The 21,035-nt window shown below is 68.7% G+C and carries 25 protein-coding genes; 6 read left to right on the forward strand and 19 right to left on the reverse strand.

Translation table 11 applies throughout. The features are described from left to right. Positions 1–10: 10 nt before the first annotated feature. Entirely contained in the window at positions 11–415 is a 405-nt protein-coding gene (locus AC5Y6Y_RS12910; RefSeq protein ID WP_473138982.1) for a hypothetical protein, read from the reverse strand. Between the two features lie 30 nt (positions 416–445). Beyond that, positions 446–868: an STAS domain-containing protein gene (locus AC5Y6Y_RS12915; RefSeq protein WP_473138981.1), complete on the reverse strand. Its 423-nt coding sequence runs from the start codon at positions 866–868 to the stop codon at positions 446–448. 483 nt (positions 869–1,351) lie between these two features. Here AC5Y6Y_RS12915 and AC5Y6Y_RS12920 point away from each other — a divergent pair, with 483 nt between their 5' ends. The 3 genes from AC5Y6Y_RS12920 to AC5Y6Y_RS12930 are packed head-to-tail and all read left to right on the forward strand — an operon-like array spanning position 1,352 to position 4,374. Next, the gene (locus AC5Y6Y_RS12920; protein WP_463827132.1) at positions 1,352–2,008 is read left to right on the forward strand and encodes an SOUL family heme-binding protein; all 657 of its coding nucleotides are present in this window, start codon (positions 1,352–1,354) and stop codon (positions 2,006–2,008) included. Positions 2,009–2,014: 6 nt separating this feature from the next. Then, positions 2,015–3,061, forward strand: a complete 1,047-nt coding sequence (fni, locus tag AC5Y6Y_RS12925) for a type 2 isopentenyl-diphosphate Delta-isomerase (protein WP_473138980.1) — start codon at positions 2,015–2,017, stop codon at positions 3,059–3,061. Positions 3,062–3,075: 14 nt separating this feature from the next. Then, positions 3,076–4,374 carry a glycosyltransferase gene (locus tag AC5Y6Y_RS12930; protein ID WP_473138979.1) on the forward strand — a complete coding sequence of 433 codons (1,299 nt, stop codon included), beginning with the start codon at positions 3,076–3,078 and terminating at the stop codon, positions 4,372–4,374. Here the strand turns inward: AC5Y6Y_RS12930 and AC5Y6Y_RS12935 are convergent. From AC5Y6Y_RS12935 to AC5Y6Y_RS12995, 13 genes are all read right to left on the reverse strand, one after another. Further along, positions 4,297–4,875: a MarR family winged helix-turn-helix transcriptional regulator gene (locus AC5Y6Y_RS12935; RefSeq protein ID WP_463827129.1), complete on the reverse strand. Its 579-nt coding sequence runs from the start codon at positions 4,873–4,875 to the stop codon at positions 4,297–4,299. The genes AC5Y6Y_RS12930 and AC5Y6Y_RS12935 overlap by 78 nt on opposite strands. Positions 4,876–4,950: 75 nt before the next feature. After that, entirely contained in the window at positions 4,951–5,286 is a 336-nt protein-coding gene (locus AC5Y6Y_RS12940; protein ID WP_463827128.1) for a DUF3140 domain-containing protein, read from the reverse strand. After that, positions 5,286–5,504, reverse strand: coding sequence for a hypervirulence associated TUDOR domain-containing protein (locus tag AC5Y6Y_RS12945; RefSeq protein WP_463827127.1), 219 nt, complete (start codon positions 5,502–5,504; stop codon positions 5,286–5,288). The genes AC5Y6Y_RS12940 and AC5Y6Y_RS12945 overlap by 1 nt, the downstream gene beginning before the upstream one ends. Before the next feature lies 1 nt (position 5,505). Further along, positions 5,506–5,934 carry a DUF2784 domain-containing protein gene (locus tag AC5Y6Y_RS12950; RefSeq protein ID WP_473138978.1) on the reverse strand — a complete coding sequence of 143 codons (429 nt, stop codon included), beginning with the start codon at positions 5,932–5,934 and terminating at the stop codon, positions 5,506–5,508. A 30-nt stretch (positions 5,935–5,964) separates the two neighbouring features. Next, the gene (locus AC5Y6Y_RS12955) at positions 5,965–6,966 is read right to left on the reverse strand and encodes a Rieske (2Fe-2S) protein (protein WP_473138977.1); all 1,002 of its coding nucleotides are present in this window, start codon (positions 6,964–6,966) and stop codon (positions 5,965–5,967) included. Then, positions 6,963–8,486: an FAD-dependent oxidoreductase gene (locus tag AC5Y6Y_RS12960; RefSeq protein ID WP_473138976.1), complete on the reverse strand. Its 1,524-nt coding sequence runs from the start codon at positions 8,484–8,486 to the stop codon at positions 6,963–6,965. Before AC5Y6Y_RS12960 ends, AC5Y6Y_RS12955 begins: the two co-directional genes overlap by 4 nt. After that, the gene (locus AC5Y6Y_RS12965; RefSeq protein ID WP_463827123.1) at positions 8,483–9,202 is read right to left on the reverse strand and encodes a class I SAM-dependent methyltransferase; all 720 of its coding nucleotides are present in this window, start codon (positions 9,200–9,202) and stop codon (positions 8,483–8,485) included. Before AC5Y6Y_RS12965 ends, AC5Y6Y_RS12960 begins: the two co-directional genes overlap by 4 nt. After that, positions 9,195–9,515 carry a lycopene cyclase domain-containing protein gene (locus tag AC5Y6Y_RS12970; RefSeq protein WP_473138975.1) on the reverse strand — a complete coding sequence of 107 codons (321 nt, stop codon included), beginning with the start codon at positions 9,513–9,515 and terminating at the stop codon, positions 9,195–9,197. Before AC5Y6Y_RS12970 ends, AC5Y6Y_RS12965 begins: the two co-directional genes overlap by 8 nt. After that, complete coding sequence (locus AC5Y6Y_RS12975) at positions 9,512–9,835, reverse strand: lycopene cyclase domain-containing protein (protein WP_473138974.1); 324 nt, start codon at positions 9,833–9,835, stop codon at positions 9,512–9,514. The genes AC5Y6Y_RS12970 and AC5Y6Y_RS12975 overlap by 4 nt, the downstream gene beginning before the upstream one ends. Beyond that, positions 9,832–10,797 carry a phytoene/squalene synthase family protein gene (locus AC5Y6Y_RS12980; RefSeq protein ID WP_463827120.1) on the reverse strand — a complete coding sequence of 322 codons (966 nt, stop codon included), beginning with the start codon at positions 10,795–10,797 and terminating at the stop codon, positions 9,832–9,834. The genes AC5Y6Y_RS12975 and AC5Y6Y_RS12980 overlap by 4 nt, the downstream gene beginning before the upstream one ends. Then, complete coding sequence (crtI, locus tag AC5Y6Y_RS12985) at positions 10,794–12,314, reverse strand: phytoene desaturase family protein (RefSeq protein ID WP_473138973.1); 1,521 nt, start codon at positions 12,312–12,314, stop codon at positions 10,794–10,796. Before crtI ends, AC5Y6Y_RS12980 begins: the two co-directional genes overlap by 4 nt. Before the next feature lie 16 nt (positions 12,315–12,330). Beyond that, positions 12,331–13,467: a polyprenyl synthetase family protein gene (locus tag AC5Y6Y_RS12990; protein ID WP_499917985.1), complete on the reverse strand. Its 1,137-nt coding sequence runs from the start codon at positions 13,465–13,467 to the stop codon at positions 12,331–12,333. 304 nt (positions 13,468–13,771) lie between these two features. After that, the gene (locus AC5Y6Y_RS12995) at positions 13,772–14,212 is read right to left on the reverse strand and encodes a hypothetical protein (RefSeq protein ID WP_473138971.1); all 441 of its coding nucleotides are present in this window, start codon (positions 14,210–14,212) and stop codon (positions 13,772–13,774) included. Between the two features lie 94 nt (positions 14,213–14,306). On the opposite strand from AC5Y6Y_RS12995, the gene AC5Y6Y_RS13000 reads away from it, so the two are divergent. Next, positions 14,307–14,984, forward strand: coding sequence for a catalase family protein (locus AC5Y6Y_RS13000; protein ID WP_463827116.1), 678 nt, complete (start codon positions 14,307–14,309; stop codon positions 14,982–14,984). A gap of 57 nt (positions 14,985–15,041) precedes the next feature. Here AC5Y6Y_RS13000 and mbp1 read toward each other — a convergent pair whose 3' ends face one another. Next, the gene (gene mbp1 / locus AC5Y6Y_RS13005; protein WP_463827115.1) at positions 15,042–15,272 is read right to left on the reverse strand and encodes a microaggregate-binding protein 1; all 231 of its coding nucleotides are present in this window, start codon (positions 15,270–15,272) and stop codon (positions 15,042–15,044) included. A gap of 238 nt (positions 15,273–15,510) precedes the next feature. Here mbp1 and AC5Y6Y_RS13010 point away from each other — a divergent pair, with 238 nt between their 5' ends. Beyond that, positions 15,511–15,732, forward strand: coding sequence for a hypothetical protein (locus AC5Y6Y_RS13010; RefSeq protein WP_463827114.1), 222 nt, complete (start codon positions 15,511–15,513; stop codon positions 15,730–15,732). Here AC5Y6Y_RS13010 and AC5Y6Y_RS13015 read toward each other — a convergent pair. Further along, complete coding sequence (locus tag AC5Y6Y_RS13015; RefSeq protein ID WP_473138970.1) at positions 15,729–17,084, reverse strand: TIGR01777 family oxidoreductase; 1,356 nt, start codon at positions 17,082–17,084, stop codon at positions 15,729–15,731. The two genes, AC5Y6Y_RS13010 and AC5Y6Y_RS13015, sit on opposite strands and share 4 nt — an antisense overlap. A 62-nt stretch (positions 17,085–17,146) precedes the next feature. Between AC5Y6Y_RS13015 and AC5Y6Y_RS13020 the strand changes: the two genes are divergently transcribed. Next, the gene (locus AC5Y6Y_RS13020; RefSeq protein ID WP_473138969.1) at positions 17,147–18,106 is read left to right on the forward strand and encodes an SDR family NAD(P)-dependent oxidoreductase; all 960 of its coding nucleotides are present in this window, start codon (positions 17,147–17,149) and stop codon (positions 18,104–18,106) included. A 15-nt stretch (positions 18,107–18,121) separates the two neighbouring features. Here the strand turns inward: AC5Y6Y_RS13020 and AC5Y6Y_RS13025 are convergent, their stop codons facing one another. After that, complete coding sequence (locus tag AC5Y6Y_RS13025; RefSeq protein WP_473139255.1) at positions 18,122–19,366, reverse strand: glycosyltransferase family 4 protein; 1,245 nt, start codon at positions 19,364–19,366, stop codon at positions 18,122–18,124. Positions 19,367–19,460: 94 nt separating this feature from the next. Further along, positions 19,461–21,011: a 1,4-alpha-glucan branching protein domain-containing protein gene (locus tag AC5Y6Y_RS13030; protein WP_473139254.1), complete on the reverse strand. Its 1,551-nt coding sequence runs from the start codon at positions 21,009–21,011 to the stop codon at positions 19,461–19,463. Positions 21,012–21,035: the final 24 nt, after the last annotated feature.

Genomic DNA, 21,035 nt, shown 5'->3' on the forward strand with positions numbered 1-21,035 from the left:
ACAGATTCGATCAGGTGCGGTCGTCCGCGTTGAGGCTCGCAGCGAGACCTTCCGGGTCGGCGACGGTCACCGTGAGCGCCGAATGGTCCTTGAGTCCGATGACGCGCGGGATGCTCGGCTCGAAGTGGATGCACACCCCGGCCCGGGCGTTGGTCCCGAAGGTCAGTCCGTCGTCGACGAACGACAGGCGCGGCCCGACCGCGGTCCACCAGCGGTACGGGCCGGCCACGTGCGCCTCCCGCACCCAGGAGAGCGGCACGTCGACGCGAAACGGCCCGTAGCGCGCCAGGAATCGGCCGTCGTCGGTCAGTGTCACGCCCTGGCCGCCCGGCCACCGGAAGGGCAGCCAGAGCGGTGCCAGCCGGCCGTCGTAGCGGTAAGGGAAGTGCCGGCCGGGCTCGTCCTGGAATTTCATCGCACCACTCCGATCACAATTCGCGGACGGCTACCGGGCCAGTCGCTGAAGCATCTGCCGGCGCCCCACCAGGGCGTCGTCGATGAATTGCAGTGCTTCGGGCACTGATCTGACCAGTGAGAGACCGTGGTCGCCGACGATCCGCAGCAGCGGACGCAGGGCGACACCGCTGACGATGCCGCAGTAGAGGCCTGCGGTGTGGTGCTCGTGGTGCAGAGCCAGCAGGCGCTGGAAACCGTCCAGGCCCAGAAACCGCAGCCGGCTCAGGTCCAGAATGAGTGGCGTGCCCACCTTGGTGAATCGGCGCAGTTCCATGGCGCAGCGGTCAGCGTTGGCCGCGTCGACTTCGCCGTCGACGCACACGACGGTGGCCAGGCCGCGCGAATACACGAACAGGTGCGCCTCGCCGCAGTCGACGACGTAGCGGAGACGGTTTTCGGCGGGTGAATTCACAGCGTGCATCGGTGGGCCTATCGAGTGGTTTTGAGAATTAAGGGGCCGGGCGGGAAGTCTGCTCGTCCCGTGGATGTCAGCTGCGTACTCAACTGTGTACAGCGTAGCCGCAGTTGCGGAAGTGCGGCGGCCGGCGCTGCGATATATGCGCAATAACGCTGCCGCACAGCCAATTACGGAGATATGAACGCAGAGCCGACCGCCGCGGCAGTTGTCGGGGAACGATGCCGCGGCGGACGGCTCTGGGCAACTGAACGGCCCTCGGCTGCGGGGTCGGGTTCAGTCATCGCGAGCATAATCAAACTTTCTTAACCGTTCAACAAATTAACAGCTGTCCGAAGTGCCGGGTAGGGTTGATTTCGGCGCACCAACGCCCAGGGCCGAGGTCGGCCCGCTCGCCCGCAGTACTCGCGTCAGGGCTGGGTCTGTCCCGTTCGAGAGTGGGTACTACCAGATGATGGACGGTGGGGAAACGATATGTCGGTGTTCGGATCACTCGGATCGATGATCGGTCAGATCATCGAGGGTGTGGGTTCCGTGGTGGGTTACCGCCGCGGCACTGAGGAGCCGGCTTACAGCGCGCAGAAGCTGTCCGACGCCGTGGAGATCCGTACCTACGGAGCGCGCATCGCCGCGCAGACGACGGTCACTGCCGACGAGGAGGCGGCGCGCAGCATGGGCTTCCGTCGGCTCGCCGGGTATATCTTCGGGGCGAACCACGTCCGCGAGAAGATCGCGATGACGGCCCCGGTAGCGCAGCAATCCGCCGGCGCGCAGCGGACACGGAGCGGTGCGAAGATCCCGATGTCGGCGCCGGTCGCGCAGGAGTCCGCCGGTGAGGGCCAGTGGGTGATCCGGTTCTTCATGCCGTCGGCGAAGACGATGGACACGCTGCCGGAGCCCGACGACGACCAGATCTCGTTGGTCACGGTGCCCGAGCAACACATCGCGGTCCGCCGCTTCAGCGGCAGCCCGGCTCGCCGGGAGGTTGCCGCGCAGACCGCAAAGTTGTTGAACACGTTGCGCGAGTTCGGATTCGAACCGACCGACGCGCCGGCGGCATGGTTCTACGATCCGCCCTGGACCATTCCGGCGCTGCGCCGCAACGAAATCGCCGTGCCCGTCAGCGCGAGCGCCTGAGGTCCCATGTCCGGTGACCGGGGTGAGATGAGGACGCGAAAACGTCGCCACATCGACGTGTGCCTCGCCGAGGACGTGTCCTACCACCAGGTGACGACGGGGCTGGAACGCTACCGCCTGCCCTACAACGCGTTGACCCAGACCAACCTCGAGGACGTCGACCTGTCCGTGGACTTCATGGGCAGCCGACTGTGCGCGCCGGTGTTGGTGGGCGCCATGACCGGCGGTGCCGAACTGTCCGGGATCATCAATCGGAATCTGGCCACCGCCGCGCAGCGGCTCGGTATCGGAATGATGCTCGGTTCACAACGGGTGATGCTGGACAGTGCGCGGGGGGAGCGGGCAGCCGGCAGCTTCGCGGTGCGCGACGTCGCGCCCGACGTGCTGCTGTTCGGCAACATCGGGCTGTCGCAGTTCACCAAGGACGCGGTGCCCGACATCGTCGGCGCGCTCGACCGGGTGGGAGCCGATGTGCTTGCGGTACACACCAATCCGTTGCAGGAAGCGATGCAGCAGCACGGCGACACCGACTTCGCCGGGTCACTGGACCGGCTGCACGACGTGGCCCCGATGCTGGACTATCCGGTGCTGCTGAAGGAAGTCGGTCACGGGATCGGGGCTGCGGCCGTCGCCCAATTGCTGCGTTGCACGGGTGAGCAGCCGGTGGCGGGCATCGACGTCGCGGGCGCCGGCGGCACCTCGTGGTCGCGCGTCGAGCAGTTGGTCCGCTACGGCGAGTTGCGCCATCCCGATCTGGCCGAATGGGGCATCCCCACTGCCCAGGCGCTGCTGGAGGTCCGTGCGGCGCTGCCGGAGATCCCGTTGGTTGCCTCCGGCGGAATTCGCACCGGGATGGACGCCGCCAGGGCGCTCGCGCTGGGCGCCGACGTGGTGGCGGTGGCGCGGCCGCTGCTGGGCCCGGCGATCGAATCTGCCGGTGCCGCAACGGATTGGCTGCAACGGTTCATCGACGAGCTGCGGATCTGTCTGCACGGTTGCGGTGCGGGGGATCTGCGTGCACTGCGCGGCCTCGGCGCGCGGCTCGTCATCTGAGGTATGGCCACGGTATGGCGGTAATCCTGGCTTACGGCTCGCCGGCCCTGGGGCACCTGTACCCGATGGCCGCGCTGCTCGTCGAACTCGTCGCGCGCGGCCATCAGGTGCACGTGCGCACCATGGCAAGCGAAGTTGTCACCATGCGCCGGGTCGGCGTGCGGGCCGAGGCGGTCGACCCCCGCATCGAGTCCGTAGTAGCCCACGACTGGCTGGCCGGCGGTGCTCTGGGCGTGCTGAAGAATTCGATCGACGTGCTGTGCCGCCGGGCGCTGTTCGAGGTCGACGATGTGCGCGACGCGGTCGCACGGGTGCGGCCCGACGCGCTCATCGTGGACGCGAACTGCTGGGGTGCCATCTCGGCGGCTGACGCCGGCGACATTGCGTGGTCGATCTTCTCACCGTTCACGCCGTATCTGCGGTCGCGGGGGACGCCGCCGTTCGGCCCGGGTCTGCGACCGCTGCCCGGAGTCCTGGGCGCCGCGCGCGACGCGACGTTACGGCCCGTGGTCCGCCATCTTTTCGATCGCCCGGTGCTGCCCCGGATCAATGCCCTGCGCGACCGACTGGGCGTGCGGCCGATCCACTCCGTAGACGAGCTGATGCGTCGGGCGCCGCTGCTGCTCGGCGTCGGCGGTGAGCCGTTCGAGTATCCCCACCCGGACTGGGGTGATGCGGTGCATTTCATCGGTGCGTGTGTCTTCGAGCCGCCCGCCGCGCGGGCGCCCGGCCGGCTGACCGATAGCGAGGGTCCCCTCGTACTGGTCAACACGTCGTCGATCGCCCAGGGCGATGCGAAGTTGGGTGAGACGGTGTTACGCGCGTTCGCCGATCAGCCGGTACATGTGGTCGCGACTTTCCCGGCCGGCGTCCCCGCCGATCTGTGCCGGCCGGCCAATGCCACCGTGCGCCGGTTTCTGCCGCACGGGCCGCTGCTGGATCGCGCGATCTGCGTCGTCACGCACGGCGGGATGGGAACGACGGTGAAAGCCCTCGACCGGGGGGTGCCGGTGTGCGTGGTGCCGTTTGCGCGCGACCAGGCCGAAGTCGCGCGCCGGGTGCAGGTCGCCGGCGCCGGCACCCGGCTGCCACCGAGACGGCTGACCCCGGCACGGCTGCGCAAAGCCGTGCTGGAAGCGGTCGCGATGGCACCGGGGGCCAAGCGGGTCGCGGCGGGATTCGCCGCCACCGGCGGCGTGCCGCGCGGCGCGGAGCTGGTCGAACAGCGGCTGCTCTCAGCCGCGCGGCGCGGCGCTGCGGGCCGACCCCTGCCGTCGTCGCGGACGTGTGCCGTCGCGTCCGAGCTCGGCTGAGGCATCCGGCTTGCGCAACTCCTCCTCGAACGTCGACATCGCCGCGAGCATGCTTTGGAAGACGCGGTGTGCGGCGGTGAGGTCGGTATCGCTCAGGTCGGCCATGGCCGCCCGCAGATGAGCGCCGAGTGGGGTGAAGAATGCGTGGGCCAGCGTCATTCCGCTGTGCTCGTAACGCAGCAACCACTTGCGCCGGTCGTCGGGGTCGGGTTCGCGCCGGATGTGTCCCGCCTCGATCATCCGGTCGACGAGATAGGTGATGGCCGGCGGCGAGACGTTCATCCGCTGCCGTAGTTGCGCCAACGTCAGGGGCTTTCCTGCGGTTTCGGCCACCATGATGTGCAGCAGGGCGTGAAAATCGCTGCTGCTGACGTCGTTTGTCCGCGCGAAGTGCCGCCCTATCCGATCCGATTTCGCGGTGATCGCCCGCATATCGGCCGACAGCAGCTTCTCCAACTCCGCCCGCGCGGGCGCAGCCTCATTGGCGCGGTTTTTCGTCAACGACCTGGATCCTCCATCAGATGCTTAGGGTACGCGGTCTGAGCAGGGCAGGTGGGTGCGGCGCAGGTCCGGACGCTATGTCCGGGTCGGGTCGTGACCCCAGTTCATCAACGAGTAGCGCCACCGCGAGTCCTCGATGCGGCCCTGCGGGCGCTGCGCCAGGTGCCGTTTGGCGTAGCCGAGCACCTTGCGCATGTGCTTGTAGTCGTCGTCGTCGAGGTCGGCCCGCTTGGTGCGCAGGATGTCGACGATCCGCCGACCGCTGGCGTGACCGGTGGCCTCGCTGCTTTGTCGTTTCTGGCCCACGGAGCGTGATTCGTCTGAGTCAAGCCACTTCTCGAGCTCGCGTGCCGTCATGTTGACGGTCTGCTTGAACTCCTTCCAGGTGGTTTCGTTGTCCTTGGCGGCCATCACTTGCCTCGTCGCTTCAGCGCACCGGGCTTGTGGACGGCGTCCTTTCCGGTCTTGTCACTGCGAACCTTGTACTGCGGCTCGTCCTTGGACGCCTTGACTTTTCGGCCGGCCGTCTCGGTCTCCGACGTGATCTTCTTCTCGACCTTGCCTTTGACGTTCTGCCCGTGGCTCTTCCACTCGACTTTGTCACCTTTGCTCAATCGCTTGTCGCTCAATTCAATTCACATCCTCCACTGGCGATTTCCGGTCGGATACCCAGCTCCGGTTCGGTGAAACTGATCGGCGGGCCCGGGTGTGCGCAACACCCAGTGCGATCCAGGAGACCGCGGCGGCGACGAAGGCCAGCAGTTGGGCAGTGCCGGTGCGATGTGCGGGGTACATGACCCCCGCGACATAGCGATCGGTGAAGCCGGTGGTAGGCAACGAATCCATGCCGGCCCGGGCCCTGGCCCACTCTTCCAGGGTGGTCAGGGGACAGGGATAGTTGCGGGTGACCACCGCCGCTCCCCAGCACACCGTCGGCACGTGCAGCCACAGGGTGCGTCGCCACCGCAATGCCAGAAAGCCACCGCTGGGCAGATAGAGGAGATAGGCCAGATGCGTGGCGACGGTGCAGACCACGAGGGCCGAATATGCTTTTCTCATCGCAGCTTCCCGGCGGGCTGGGGGCAGACGTCAGCCGGCGCTGTCATGGCGCAACCGATAGCGGCGCTCGGCGTAAGCGAGGTCGTCGCGCCACAACCGGTTCGCTGCGTGGCGCATCAACGGAGTGATCAGCGGCGCGACCTTGAGTGCCGCCTGGAACCCGGGACGCTGGGACTGGGCGACGACAGCTTCGATCACCGCGACACGGGGCAGCCCGTCCGTACCCGAACCGATTGGCGTGGCATGTGTTTCGACCACGCTACCGGCGCCCTCGCCCTCCACGATGCGCATCACGATGGTGCGCGCGTCCGGACAGCTGAATTCGGCGATCGTCGGCACGCCCAGCCGTCCGATGCGGAAGGTGACCGAGACCAGGAAGCGGTCGTCTTCCTCGGTCGGTGTGGTGAGCACCTCGAGCTGGGTGAACGAATAGGGGTGAAACCAGCTGCCGTGCCACGGGTCGAGCCGGTTGGCGATGATGTCGCACGGCTCGCAGGTGCCGACCAGCCGGGTAACGGCCGGCAGGGTGTCGCCGGTGGGCCGGGCGGGCACCACCGGCATGTCCCGCGGCGCTTCCCCGCCCACCGAATCCAGCCGCACCCAGGCCAGCACACCGTCGTCGAAGCTGGGCAACGGTGCCCAGCCGAACTTGCAGGTGCTGCCGTCGAGGGCCAGCCCGTGCCAGCGGCAGAACAACACCCCGTCGGAGACGGTCCCGGTGGCCAGCTCGGCACCGAGGTGCGGGCAGCTGCCGGGTCCGACCCGCAAGAGACCCCGCCGATCGCGCCAGGCGACGATCTCGACGCCGGCGACGCGCGCGCCGTGGGCGCGACCGGTGCGCACGTCGCGACTTGCCGCGAAGACATACCAGTTGCCGGTCGCCCGGCGCTGGGATCGATCCAGCGCGTCCTCGATGATGCGGGGCTGCGCCTGGCCGTAGGTCGGTCGTTGGCGCGTCCACGGCGTAGGTGGAATCACTTGCAGCGGCCAATCTTTCGGCCACCGACGGCGGATCTGGTCACCGGCGCTCATGGCCACCTGCGTCCCTGTCGGCCCGCGAGCGACCGCAGCAGCGCCGATCGGCCGCGGACCGGCACGGTGCACAGTTCGTGGCCGTGCAGGCCCCAGTGCGCAAGCAGGTGGTTGGCCGCCAGCCAGCCGGTGGTGGCGGCGCGCTCCATCAACGCCACCGGCAGGTCCACCCGGATCCCGTCACCGGCCAGCGCCAGCCCGGGCTGCGGGGTGACGACCGTCGGCCGTCGGGTGTAGGTGCCCGGGGTGAACAGCGGGCAGTCGCTGCGCCGCAACACCTGCTGATGCACGATGCCGGCCGCGGCGGTCTCGGGATACAGCTTGTGCAGCTGGCGGATTGCGTCGTCCGTGGTGAACGTCGGATCCATTGCATAGCAGTGCAATTCGACTACGGATCCGTTGTTGTCGCGGGCCCAGCCGGCGGCCTGGCTTTCGTAGCGCTCCAGCACGCTGATGTTGTCCAGCGGGGGATGACCGGACGTCCCGAGGAAGGGCGGTCGGTCGGCGCGGACCGGGCGGTTCAGCCAGAGGCGGTGCACCACGAACGGGGGAGCGGTACGCAACCGGCGGATCTGGCTGCGCCACAGTTCGCTGCCCAGCTCGTTCGACCCGGCCACAATGTGCTGCAGCCCGCGCACGTCGGCGGCCACGACCACCCCGTCGGCATCGAGCGGATCGGACGAATCCGTGTGCACGCGATACGCTTTCGGGCCGTCGGTGTCCAGGTGTTGAACTTCGGTACCGAGCCGGAACCGTACCCCACGTTCACTCAGGTAGTCCCGCAGCGGATTCCACAGGCTCGTTTCGAAATTGGCGGCGGCGACGTCGAAGATCAATCCTTCGCTGGACCCCAGGAAGTAGATGTGGAACATGGTCGCCAACTCCCCGGCCGAGAGCTGCGCGGGTTCGGCGAAAAAGCTGCGCGAGAAAACCTCGAACGCGAGATGCCGTGCCGATTCCGGGAAATTGATGCTTTTCAAGAAGGTGTCGGCGTCGAGGTGATCCAGCTGGTGATAAATCTCCGGCACCGAGACGGCCGCCAGCGGCGCCGCGGCCGCGGCGTCCAGCCGCACCAGGTCGGCCAGCCGAAACGTCGGGCTGCGCAACGCGAACAGCAGTGCGTTCCACGGTGGTGTGCGGGGCAGCCCCCGGAAGGTGTCGCGCCGGCCCGCGCCGTCGATCAAGGGGTAATCCTCGACCGGTGTCAGCATGCGCAGTTGCGGATCGACCCGTCGCAGCAGCTCCCTGAGGTTGTAGTACTGGCGGAAGAAGGCGTGAAAGCCACGGTTGCAGGCCAGTTCGGCACCGTCGATCTGCTCGGTCCAGCCACCCACCCGGCCGCCGAGGTAGTGCTCTTTTTCCACCACCTCGACCGCGATACCGCGCTCGGCGAGCCCGGTCGCGGCGGCCAGCCCGGCGATGCCGCCGCCGATCACGACCACGCGTGGCTGCGCCGAAAGCGCTGTGGCGTCGGGCAATCCGGGCGAGGCGGGGTGGGTGCACCGGCGGCGATCGGTCATTGCGGTGCCCTGCCCAGGAAAGTGTGCACGATATTGCGTTCCCAGCCCGGCATGGTCTCACTGCGTACCGCGCCGAACCCGGCGTCGGACATGCGGCGCCGGAACGCGGCCGCGCCATCGAAGGCCAGCACACTGCGCCACAGGTGACGGTAGAGCGTGGTGCTGCGGGTTCGCCACAAGCCGGCCGGGATGATGATGCCCCAGCAGACGGCGTGCCAGATGCGGGTGGCGACGGCCGAGTCGCGCACCGAGTATTCGTGCACCGCCAGGGTGGCGCCAGGCTTGAGCAGGGTCGCGAAGGCGCGCAGTTGGGCGTCCGGATCGGTCAGATTGCGCAGCAGGTAAGCCGCGAAGATGCCGTCGAACGGCCCGGTGATGTCGTGCTGGCCGAGGTCTTCGATGCGCGAGTGCACGAAGCGGACGTTGGCCGGCCACGATTTCGCCCGCGCTGCGTCCAGCATGCCGCCGGCCGCGTCGACGGCGATGATGTCCGCCTCCGGAGCGGCGGTGAGCAGCGCAGCCGTCGACGCGCCGGTGCCGCAGCCGGCGTCCAGGATGCGCAGGCCACGTCCGCGGTCCGGAATGCCCATGCGGCGCACCGAAAGTCGCAGGTTGCTGTGATAGCCGGGGTTGGCGCCCACCAATCGGTCGTAGGCGTCAGCGCCGACGTCGAAGGCGGCGGGGACGTCGCCGCGGGACAGTCCCGTCTTATTCATGGTCACCCCGTTCCCGTTGCCGCTCCCACAACAGCAGCACTGCGGTGACCAGTGCGAAGCCGAACAAGAAGTCCTCGATCGGGATGTCGAACGGGAAGCGCAGGCCGCTGGTCTGTCGTTCGTTGTAGATGACGATCGGTGCGCTGAGCTTGGTGAGCCAGCCGTCGACCGGGATCTGGAAACCCAGCACGATCACCATCGACAGCCAGTAGGCGGGTCGTCGGAACAGTCCGGTGCGCAACACCGCCAGTTCCAGTGCGCACACGCCCACCACCGCGACCACCGCGGGCAACGTGTAACCCAGACCGGTCATCGGCGCCTGCTCCAGTCCAGGATCGTGGACACCGCGTTGTAGGTCAGCAAGCCGCACAAGGGAATCACCACGAAGAACAGCACCTCCTCGAGGGGAATGCGGGGCGGGACGTGGATGCCGACGATGTACCTGTCGTCATACGTCCAGATCCTTAAGGCTATCGCCACCGCATCCCACACCAGAAACACCGCGGCCACCGGCAGCAGCGAGCGGACGACCCGGCCGGCCCTGCGGTACACGCCACGGCCGAAGATCTCCAGCGGCGCGGTGATCAGCAGGCACAGGCCGAGCACCACCAGATACTGCCAGCGATCGCTCATGCGGCACCGGACCTTCGGCGCTGCGGGCCGGTCCCGGCGTGGGTGAGGCGCGCCCGCCACGACCGCAACAGTGCGCCCCCGGCGACCTGAAGCCGTCGCGTCGTTGCGACGGTCGCGCGTTGGCTGAACACCGAGAAGTCGCTGTCCTCAATGCAATCCAGGATCTCCGAGTACAGCGTCAGCGCGGTAGCCACGCACGGACGTGACCGGGGTGCCAGCAGCGGAATGCCGCCGGCGGCGAATGCGTAGATGTCCCGGGTGATCTCGTGCTGCGCTGCCAGGGCGTTGCGCACCCGGGCATCGGTGCGGCGGTGGTCGTGGCACCACCACAGCAGTTCGCGGTCCACGCCGTGCGCGGCGAGTTCGTCGGCCGGCAGGTAGATCCGGTTGCGCAGCAGGTCCTCGTCGACATCGCGCAGGAAATTGGTGAGCTGGAACGCCTGGCCCAGCGCGGCCGCGTACGGCGCGGCCTCGTCCCGGTCGGCGACGGTGCCGAGCACCGGAAGCATCTGCAGGCCAATGACTTCCGCGGAGCCGCGCATGTAGCGGTTGAGCGCGGCCCGATCGGGATAGTCGGTGACGGTCAGGTCCATCCGCATGGAAGCGAGGAAGTCCTCGAACAGATCGTTGGCGATTTGGTAGCGGCGCACGGTGTCGTCGACCGCGATGAGGACGGGTTCGTCGCGGCACCCGGCGCCGGCGAAGAATTTCTCCGAAAGTTGTTGCAGCCGATCGGCCCGCGCGTCCACATCGAGATCGGCGTTGAATTCGTCGAGGATGTCGTCGGCGTGGCGGGCGAAGGCGTACAGCGCGTGCACCGCGGGACGCTGGTCGGGCGCCAGCAACCTGGTGGCCAGGAAATAGGTGCGGCCGTGCTCGGCGGCGATCTGCCGGCAGCGCCGGTAGGCGGCGCGCAACCCGGGATCGTCGATGCCTGCGGCGTCCAATTCGGTGCGGATCACGGCAATCGGGCTTTCAGGTCGATCGTGCTCGGCGACCGGGCCGGAACCCCGGTGATGCGGTCGGCGGCCAACCGTCCGGAGATCAGCGTCGTCGGAACACCGACACCCGGCACGGTCGACGACCCGGCCAGCACCGCGTTGTCGATTCCGCGTACCAGGTTGGCCGGCCGGAAGGGACCGGTCTGGGCGAAGGTGTGCGCGAGCGCAAACGGACTGCCGGCCGTCATGCCCTGCCGGGCCCAGTCGGCGGGCGTGTCGAGGTGCAGCAGTTCGACCCCGTCGCGCAGGTCCGGCAGCAGCCGTTGCGCCACCGCCTCGAGCATGCTGTCCGCGTAGGGGTGCGCCGCGGTGGACCAATCGACCCGCCGCCGGGACAGGTTCGGCGCCGGTGCCAGCACATAGAGCAGGTCGCGATCGGCCGGTGCCAGGCTCGCGTCACTGGCGGTCGGACGAGTCACCAGCAAGGACGGATCCCGCATGACCCGGCCGTCGCGGACGATGTCGGTGAAGGTCTGCTCCCAGGCGTCCCCGAACAGGATCGTGTGGTGCGCGGTCTGGGACGGCACGGCGCGACAGCCGACGTGCAGGACCACCGCCGACGGCGCCGCGCGAAATGGCAGGATCCGTCGTGGTCGCCGGCCCAGTAGCCGGTAGGTGAGCGGCAGTTCGGTGGTCAACACCACCGCGTCGCACGGTATGCGCTGGCCGTCCTCGGTGAGTGCCGCGGTCACCCGCCCGTCGCTGCGCTCCAGATCGGTCACCGTTGTCCGGTAACGGAATTCGACACCGGCACCGGCGGCCACCGCGGCCAGTGCGTCCGGCAGTGCCCGCACGCCGCCGCGCGGGAAGTACACCCCCGAGACGGTGTCCATGTAGGCGATGACGGCGTAGACCGCCAGCGCGTGCTGCGGTGCGACCCCGGCGTAGAGCGACTGGAAGGTGAACACGCGCCGCAACTGCGGATTGCTGATATGTCGTTTGACCATCGTCTCCCAACGGCGGAATCCGCCGATGGCCGTCAGCTTGGCCAGCTGCGGAGTCAGCATGGACAGCGGCGAATCGAAGTTGGCGTCGACGAATCCGGCGAACTCGGTGCGGTACAAGTTGTCCAGCCATTGCCGCAGGGCACGGTAGCCCGCCGCCTCGCCCGGGCCGCCGAACTCCTGCACCGCCGCGGCCATCCGGTCGGCGTCGCTGTGGACGTCGATGCTGCTGCCGTCGGCGAACTTCGCCCGGTACGCCGGATCGATGTGCAGCAGCTCCAGGTGCCGGTCGCTGGATTCGCCGACGGCGGCGAACGCCTCGTCGATGATGTCGGGCATGGTGAGCACCGTGGGCCCGGTGTCGATCTGATAGCCGCCCACGTCGCGCCGGCCGGCCCGCCCCCCGGGCCAGGGCTCGCGCTCCAGCACCGTGACCTCGCGGCCGCGGCCGGCGAGATGCAACGCCGCAGACAGTCCGGAGAACCCTGCGCCCACGACGACGACGCGGTCCGTCTTCCCTGGCACCGTGCGCATCAGCGGTCCCGCGGACTCATGCCGCCCGGCGCGTGCACACGCCGGCCATCTCCGTCAACGCGGTCTTGAGCACAGTGTCGATTCCACTGCGGTCCAAGGATTTCAGTGCCGCATCGACACGGGTGGCGATCAGCTCCTCGATCCACTGCACCGCTCCGGTGGAGAAGATCAGACCGCGCCAGTAGTCCACCGCCGCGTCGTCGAGCTGGTCGACGTTCATCAGTTCGCCGAACTCGCGGCGGGTCGGCACGTCGGCCATCTCGTAGGCGGCGACCACCACGCTGGTAGCTTTTCGTTCCAGCAGATCCCCGCCGTTGGGTTTGCCGGTGCTCGCCGGTGATCCGAAGATGCCGAGGATGTCGTCGCGCAGCTGGAATGCTTCACCGACGGCGAAACCGTACTCACCGAGCCTGGTCAGCGTCAGCTCGTCACAGCCGGCCATCGCGGCGCCGATCTCCAGGGGCCTGCGCACCGTGTAGTTGCCGGACTTGCGTCTGGCCACCCCGAGCACCGAGTCGATTTTGGGAAAGTTGCGCATATCCATTGCCAGATCGGCGAATTGGCCGACGGCCAGTTCGGTGCGCATGGCGTCGTAACGGGGCCAGGCCCGCTGCAGATAGTGATGACCGAGGCCGGAGTCGCGCAGCATCTGCTCCGCCCAGATCAGGCACATATCGCCGAGCAGGGTTGCGGCGGACTCGCCGAAACGCCGCGACGAGCCGGACATGCCGTGCGCCTGATGCCAGTCGGTGAACTGGATGTGCGCCGCGGGCCGTCCGCGCCGGGCGGGGGAATCGTCCATGACGTCGTCCTGCAGCAGCGCGAACGCGTGCAACAACTCCAGGCTCGCGGTGGCCGACAACGCGGCTGCACTGGGTGGTGCGCCGCACAGCCAGCCCAGGTACATGAAGGTCGACCGCAGGCATTTGCCACCCTTGACGAACTCCAACAGGATGTTGCCGGCCACATCGACTCCGCAGTCGCCCAACTCGTCGGCGCAGCGCGCGGACACGAACTCGGCGACGTCGGCGAGCACCTCCTCGCGCAGGCCGGTCCGCCAGGTGTCGAACTGATCGATCGGAGGCAGGGTGGCCGCTCCGGTCAGGCTGGTCCGGGCCAGGCGCACCCGCGGGAATTCACGCACAGCTTGCACCGAAGCCTCCTTGTCAACGTCCGTGAGTCGCTGAACAGAACGGCTCTGATTCACGCTTCGTACCCCCTCGCCGGGAAAACAAACCAGTGGCTGTGCCCAGCCGGCGGTCCGTCCACGCTCGCCTCTGCACTCTCTTCATGGGATTAATCGTTAATTTAGTGAATGATCATCGGACACGCCAGTCGGGTCTGGCCTGCCGGTGGCGATCCGAGTCGGCGGGGCAGGTCGGACGGACGGTGCGGCGTGCTGGATTCGATGTGATCGCCGGTAACTGACGCCGAATGTGATTGCCGGAGTGGGCCGTTCAGCCTTCGGCAGGGTCTGCGTCTGCCGGCGTCGCCACGTGGTCCGGGTGGCTGTCGGTGCGCCGACGCTCCTTCATCTCGGCCTCGAACACGTGTCGATTGCCCCCGGTGAGTTGATCGCGGATCGCCTTTTCGGTCTTGTGGAAGCATCGGTAATAGCCGTCGTCGAAGTCCTCAACGACCTGGAAGCTCCACCTGCCCGGCAATATGTTGCGGCCGATCAACTCGCGGCTGATCGCATCGGCCAGCCCGAGGTCTCCGCTTTCTCGCAGCAGTTCCACCGCGGCATCCAGCTGCAGGTCGGCGTGGCCGATGAGCTGGTGGAACGAATACAGGTGGCCGCGGGCCCGCTCGATGGTCTCGAGTGCCTCGGAGACCTTGCCGGCGGCTCGCACCGCGGCGTCGGGGGTGCCCGGCGGACGACGATCACACAAACCCATTACCTGCTCCCCGGGTACGACGGCATGCCATCGACAGTAATAGTCGAAGCGCGATGCGCTGTTTCGCGGCGGCCGACCGGGGAACACCTCGCAGGTGGACATCTCTGATCGCCTCGCCCTGCCCTTCCAGTGGGGAGCGGCGCTTCGGCGTCGCAAAGTTTTTCACCCCACCGGCGTGCTGGCCGCCGGCACCCTGCAGCGCGTCGCTCCGGCGAGCCAGGGACTACCGGTTCCGACCTGCGCCGTGGTGGCCAGATTCTCCAAGGCTGTCGGGATGCCGGGAGCGGTTCCCGACGCGATCGGACTCGCGCTGCGCATCCCGCCGCAGGTCGACGCCGGCGGACCGTGGGACGTACTACTCGTCTCCGCCGGATCCGGTGTGCTGACCCGGGTCATCGGGCTGCATCCGGTGACCTCATGGTCAGCGCAGACACTGACCAGCCTGATGCCGCTGCGCTACCAAGGCGCGAACTGGTGGCTCAGGGCGCGCATCGTCAGTGACATCGCCGGACGCGGACTGTCACTCGAGGACGTGCGAGACAGCATCCGGAACGGCGGAATTCAGCTGCAACTCGATCAGGCGCGCGGAACCGGAGACTTCGATTCGCTGGGTCGGCTCAGCTTGAACGAACTGGAGCCTGAGTCCGAGGCTGACTTCTCGTTCGACCCGGTGCGCAACAGCGCGCCCGGGGTGGAGTTGTATCCAGGGTGGCTTGCGGGTCTGCGCAAGAGCGCTTATGCGCGCAGCCGCGAGGGCCGCGACGCGGATTGAACCTGATGCGCGAAAGGGGCCCGGCCATAGGACCGGGCCCCTTTGCTCAGCTACGTGCTACTGGTTGGCCTTCTGGCGACCTTCGGCGGCCTTGGCGCCGGCCCGAGCGGACTCGGCGGCCGCTTCCTTCTTGGCGGCCTCGCGCTGCGCGTCGGCCTTGTCCTGCTGGGCCTTGGCCTCTTGGGCCAGCTTCTCGTTACCGAAGACGAGACCGATGACCTGCTTGATCAGGCCCTTGATGCCCTCGACAACGCCACTGACAGCTTCCAGGGGTCCGCTCTTAGCCATGACTACCTCCATATATCGGTTGACTACTACCGGTGCTCGCGCGACTCTGCCGCGTTGAAACAGAGGGTTCCCGCTGCCCTCGCCCAGCAACCACGGCAAACGATGCCGCATAGGTTAGCGGTGCTTATGGCACGTCATCAGCAGGACTGACCTGGCGGCAACGTGATCGACATCTCACCGTCGGCAAAGGGCCGCCGGGCCCCGGTTTCAACATATCGGCACCGGGTACATCCGAGGCGTGAATACGACCTTGCACCGCCTCCGGCGCGGCGAGCAGAAAGTGGTACGTCTGCAGCGGCGGTTGTGGCTGATCCAACTGCTGTTCTGGCCGACGATGATCGTCGGCGCCGTGCTGGCCGTGGCGGCCGCCTGGTCGGTGTGGCAGCGCAAGACCCAGCCCCGCGCGGTGCCGTCTGCTGCGCCGGCGGACCGGCCCGAACAGGGTACGGTTGCGGGCTAACCGGTGCGACCGAGCAGGTGCCGCAGCGCCGGCTCCAGCCCGGGATGGCGGAACGGGTGCTCGGCCCCGACCAGTCGCGCCGGACTCACCCGTTGACTGGCCAGCGCGAGTTCACGCGCGCCCTGGGCGCCCAGCAGTATCCGGGGACCCAGCGGCGGCACCGGCAACACCGCCGGCCGATGCAGGACGCGGGCCAGCGACCGCGTGTACTCCTTGTTCCGAACCGGTTGTGGGGCAACAGCATTCACCGCACCGGACAGGTCCGAATCCCACAGCGCCCGGTGATAGATGTCGATCAGGTCGTCGATCCCGATCCAGGACAGCCACTGCCGACCGTCACCGAGCCGGCCGCCGAGTCCGGCGGTGAACAGCGGCCGCATCAGGTGCAGGGTGCCGCCGCGGGGGGACTGCACGATGCCGGTGCGGACCAGCACCACCCGGGTACCGGCCTGCCGGGCCGGGGACGTCGCGTCCTCCCAGTCGGCGACGACGTCGGCGAGGAACCCGTCGCCGCGCGTGCTGTCCTCGGTCAAGGGCTCGTCGCCCCGGTCAGACCCGTAGAAGCCGATCGCCGAGGCCGAGATCAGCACCCGCGGGCCGTCGGCGGTGCGGGCCACCAGCTCGGCCAGCCGGCGTGTCGGCCCGATTCTGCTGTCGTAGATGGCTTTTCGATGCTTCTGGGTGAACCTGCCGGCGATCGAGGCACCCGCCAGGTGGATCACCGCGTCGACCCCGGCGAGCAGTTCCGGGTCCGGCTCATCGGTGTCCCACCGTCGCTCATCCGGACCGTGTGCGCTAGCCCGAACCAGTCGGATGACGCGATGTCCACCGGTGCTCAGCAGCGCGGTCAACGCGGTACCCACCAGTCCGGACGCGCCGGTGACGGCGACGGTCGCCGGGGACAGGCCGTGCTCGGCCGCCCGCGTGTGCGCGGCGAGGTCGTCGGCCAACTGGCGGTGCCGGTAGACGAACATCGGGCGCAGCATCGAGGGCGGGACCGGCGTGTCCACCCGGTCGATCACCCGCGTCTGGTTGTCCCCGACCTCCTCGAAATCGTGGGTGTGTCGCCACCGCCGGATCAACCGCGGCGGTAACGAAGCCAGCCCATCGCTGGTCAGCTCGTCCACGAAACGCCTTGGCGGATCGTAGAAGTCGGCTTGATGCTGAGCCAGCCAGCGCAGACCGCCGGGCAAACCCAGCGTGGCGCGCCCGTCGGCGAGTGACTCGGCCTCGGAGATCAACCGCATCGGCGACCAGGGCGGCGAGAGGCGGGCGAAGGCGCCGGGTCGGGAGTGCCAGGCGAACACCTGGTCGCGGGGCGCGTTGACGACGCTCGAGAAAGTGAGGCCCATCTCACGACGCTACCTGCGATCCCACAGGTGTGTCGGTGCGGTTTGAGGGAACAGGACCCTGCATGGATGTACTCGGCGGTGTGCGGAACCTGGTCGACACCGCCATGGACCGGTCGGTGGTCGCGGGCTACACCCGGGTGGGGTACCGGGTCCGCAATCTCGACTGGGCGGACGACCCGCCGGCGCTGGCGCTGCGGGGCCGGACCGCGCTGGTCACCGGGGCGAATCGCGGCATCGGCAAGGCGATCGCGTCCGGGCTGGCACAGTTGGGCGCTGAAGTCCTGTTGACCGTGCGGGACCGGGAGAGGGGCGAGCAGGCCCGCGCCGAGCTCGTCGAGGCCAATCCCGATGCCGACATCACTGTCGTGGTGTGCGACGTGTCCGACCTGACGGCGGTGCGGGCCTTTGCCGCCGGGCTGGCCGGCCGCCGCCGGCTGGATGTGCTGGTGCACAACGCCGGGGTGTTGCCCGAGACGCGCACCGAGTCGGCGGACGGGCACGAGCTGACTTTGGCCACCCACGTCCTGGGTCCGGTGTTGCTGACCGAATGTCTGAGTCCACTGCTGGCCGAGTCCGCCGATCCGCGGGTCATTGTGATGTCGTCCGGCGGGATGTACACCCAGCCGCTGGCTGTCGACGATCCCGAGTACCGCCGCGGCAGATACCGTGGCGTCATCGCGTATGCCCGCACCAAGCGGATGCAGGTGGCGCTGACCCCGGTGCTGGCCCGCCGGTGGGCCGGAATTCGTTGCTATGCAATGCATCCCGGCTGGGCGGACACGCCCGGTGTGGCGGCGGCGCTGCCCGGGTTCCGGCGGGTCACCGGTCCGCTGCTGCGCTCACCCGAGGAGGGCGCCGACACCGCGGTGTGGCTGGCCGCGACCCGGCCCGCTCCACCGACCGGCCGCTTCTGGCATGACCGGCGGGTGCGCCCGCAGCACTATCTGCTGTCCACGCGCCACAGCCAAGACGCCCGGGAACGGTTGTGGCGCTACTGTGCCGATGCGATCGGACTGCAGTAGGGCACTGACCCGCCGTCAGCGATCCGGCAGGGCGTGCTCGGCGATGGGCAGCCGCGGCTGTGGTTGCCGCTCACCGCGTTTGGCCGCCAGATACACCTGAGCGGTCTGCTCGGCCACTGTCTGCCAGTCGAAGTCGGAGGTCAGGCGCTCGCGGGCGGCGCTTGCGCGGCGCTGCGCGGCCGCGGGATCGTCGAGCACGGTGCGCACCGCCCCGGCCAGCCCGGGGAGGTCGCGGGGTGCGAACGAGACCCCGGTGACGCCGTCGATCACCGCTTCGCCCAGGCCGCCGATGTTCGACGTCACCAGCGGCGCGCCCGCCGCGGCGGCTTCGAGCGCGGCCAGCCCGAACGGCTCGTAGTGGCTGGGCAACACCGCCGCGTCGGCGCGGTGCAGCAATTGCAGTAACTCGTCGTGCTCGCAGTGCCCGACGAATCGGGTTGCCTTGCGCACCTTGTGTTTCCGTGCCTGCTCGATGAGCCAGTCCTGCTGGGTGCCGGTGCCTGCGACCGTCAACGTGGTGCCCGGATGGGTACGCCTGATCCGCGGCAGCGCGGCGATGGCGTCGTGCACGCCCTTCTCGTATTCCAGCCGTCCGACGTAGAGCAGTTCGGCGGGTCCGGTCCGGGGGCGCCGCGCGGCGAACGGCCAACGCGCCGCGTCGATCCCGTTGGGGATCACCGTCGTCTCTGCCAGGCCGGGACCGAAGAGCTCGGTGATCTCGTCGCGCATCGAGGCCGAACACGTGATGAGCGAATCGGATTCGCGAACCAGCCAGGACTCCACGGCGTGCACCTGACGGCTGATGGCGCCGCTCACCCAGCCGGAATGCCGACCCGCCTCGGTCGCGTGCATCGTGGAAACTATTGGCACGTCGTAGAACTGGGCGAGCGCAATGGACGGGTGGGCCACCAGCCAGTCGTGTGCGTGCACCACGTCGGGGCGCCAGGGGCGGTCGCTGCCCGGTCTGGTGAGGGACAAGCCGGCGCGGATCATGGCGTGGCCCATCGCCAGCGTCCAGGCCATCATGTCGGTACTGAAGCTGAATTCGTGCGGGTCGTGCGCGGCCGCGATCACCCGGACGCCTTCGCTGATCTCGTCGGACGACGGATGGGTGCTGGGGTCGGTACCGGTGGGGCGCCGGGACAGCACCACGACGTCGTGACCCGCGGCGGCCAGCGCCGTCGCGAGGTGGTGCACGTGCCGGCCCAGCCCGCCGATCACCACCGGCGGGTACTCCCACGAGACCATCAGGATCTTCATGCGCAACCGCCGTCCGGCCTCGAGCGCCCCCGAATTGCCGTCTGCAGCGGCGTGTCGCCGCACAGATGAGGCCGCTCGCGGCACGGACGGCACCTCATTGGGGGAGCCTACGGGCATCCAGCGCACCGAACAGTCCGTCCGCCCGGTTCCACCCGTCGGCCAGGCGCGTTGCGGCATCGCGCCGGCCGGATGCCAGTGCCCCGGCGATCTCGCGGGTGGCATGCGCATGCAGGTGCGCGCGGTAGCGGGCGTAGTCGGCGGCAGAGTCCTTGCTGACCATGAACGGCCAGTCGCTCGACACCGTCAACAGCGTCTCGCGCAGGATCTGGTCGGCGACGTGGTCCCGGGGGATAGGTCCGTCCAGCGACGCCGTCTGGGCCAGCGCCTTGTCCACGGTGGCCAGCGCGGTGTCGACGACTTCAGCGTTGAGCTGGACCAGATCGGCCACCTTCTCGCCGTTCCACACCTGCCAGTCCTTGCCGGAACCCCAAGAGCTGGGCGGTAATTCGACCGGACCGCCGACGAAGCCCGCGTCGATCGCGTCGTGCAGCGTGCCCACCCGGATGCCGGCGGCCGGCAACGCCCGAAGCACCCGCGCCAGCCAGGTCGGTCCTTCGTGCCACCAGTGGCCGAACAGTTCGGTGTCGAACGCCGCGACCACGTGGGCCGGCCGGCCGATCCGCTCGGATTCGGACGACAGCCGGTTGCGCACCACCTCGACGAAGTCGGCGACATGCACGTCGACCGCATGGTCGGCGCGCTCCGGGTCGTAGGGCGCTTTGCCTTCCGAGGACACGTTGCGGCCGGTGACCCGGGCGGGCTTGAGGCCGGTGAGGTGGTCGTAGGTGTGGAAGTCGCGGTAGGCGGCGTGCCCGGGGTAGCCGGACTTCGGCGACCACACCCGGTAGCTGACCTGCAGGTCCCGCCCGAAGGCGATGACATCGGTGTCGGCGACGGGCCGGCCCAGCGCGGTGTCGCCGTGCAGCGAGGGGCCGTCGACCATGAAGTGGCTGACCCCGGCGCCCGCGTAGTCGTGTTCCAGGCCGGGAGCGTAGGCGCATTCCGGCGCCCAGATTCCCGTCGGGGCACGTCCCAGCCGAAGCCGAGCGTCGGCCAGGCCTTCGCGCAGCGCGAACTCGCGCAGCCGCGGTGCCAGCAGCGGCTGGAACGGGTGGGCCAGCGGGCCGCCGAGCAGCTCCACCGTGCCGGCGTCGACGAGACCGCGCAGCAACGGGCTGCCGCCGTGCCGCCACCGGGTCGCGAATTCCTCGAGAGCCGCGCCGGCCTCGGCCGACTCACGAATCCCGAAGGCGCGCAAGGCTTCCGGTGTGCAGGACTGATTGTTGGCCGATTTCGACGCCGGAATGGTCCGCACGCTGGCGGCTTCGGCCGCGCGCAGCTGCCAGTTCGCCAGCCAGTGGTACACCCCGTCCAGGCAGTACGGATCGTCGAGCTGGGCGTTGACCACCGGCGTCATGCCCAGCGTGATCAGTCCGCGGCGGTCCTCCTCGGCCAGCGTTCGCAGCACCCGGAACAGCGGCAGGTAGGCCGCCGACCACGACTGGTAGAGCCATTCCTCGCCGACCGGCCAGCGGCCGTGATGGGCCAGCCAGGGCAGGTGGGTGTGCAGCACCAGGGTGAACATGCCGGGCACCGGCGGTGGGGAGGA

The organism is Mycobacterium sp. NGS24 (assembly GCF_059813065.1).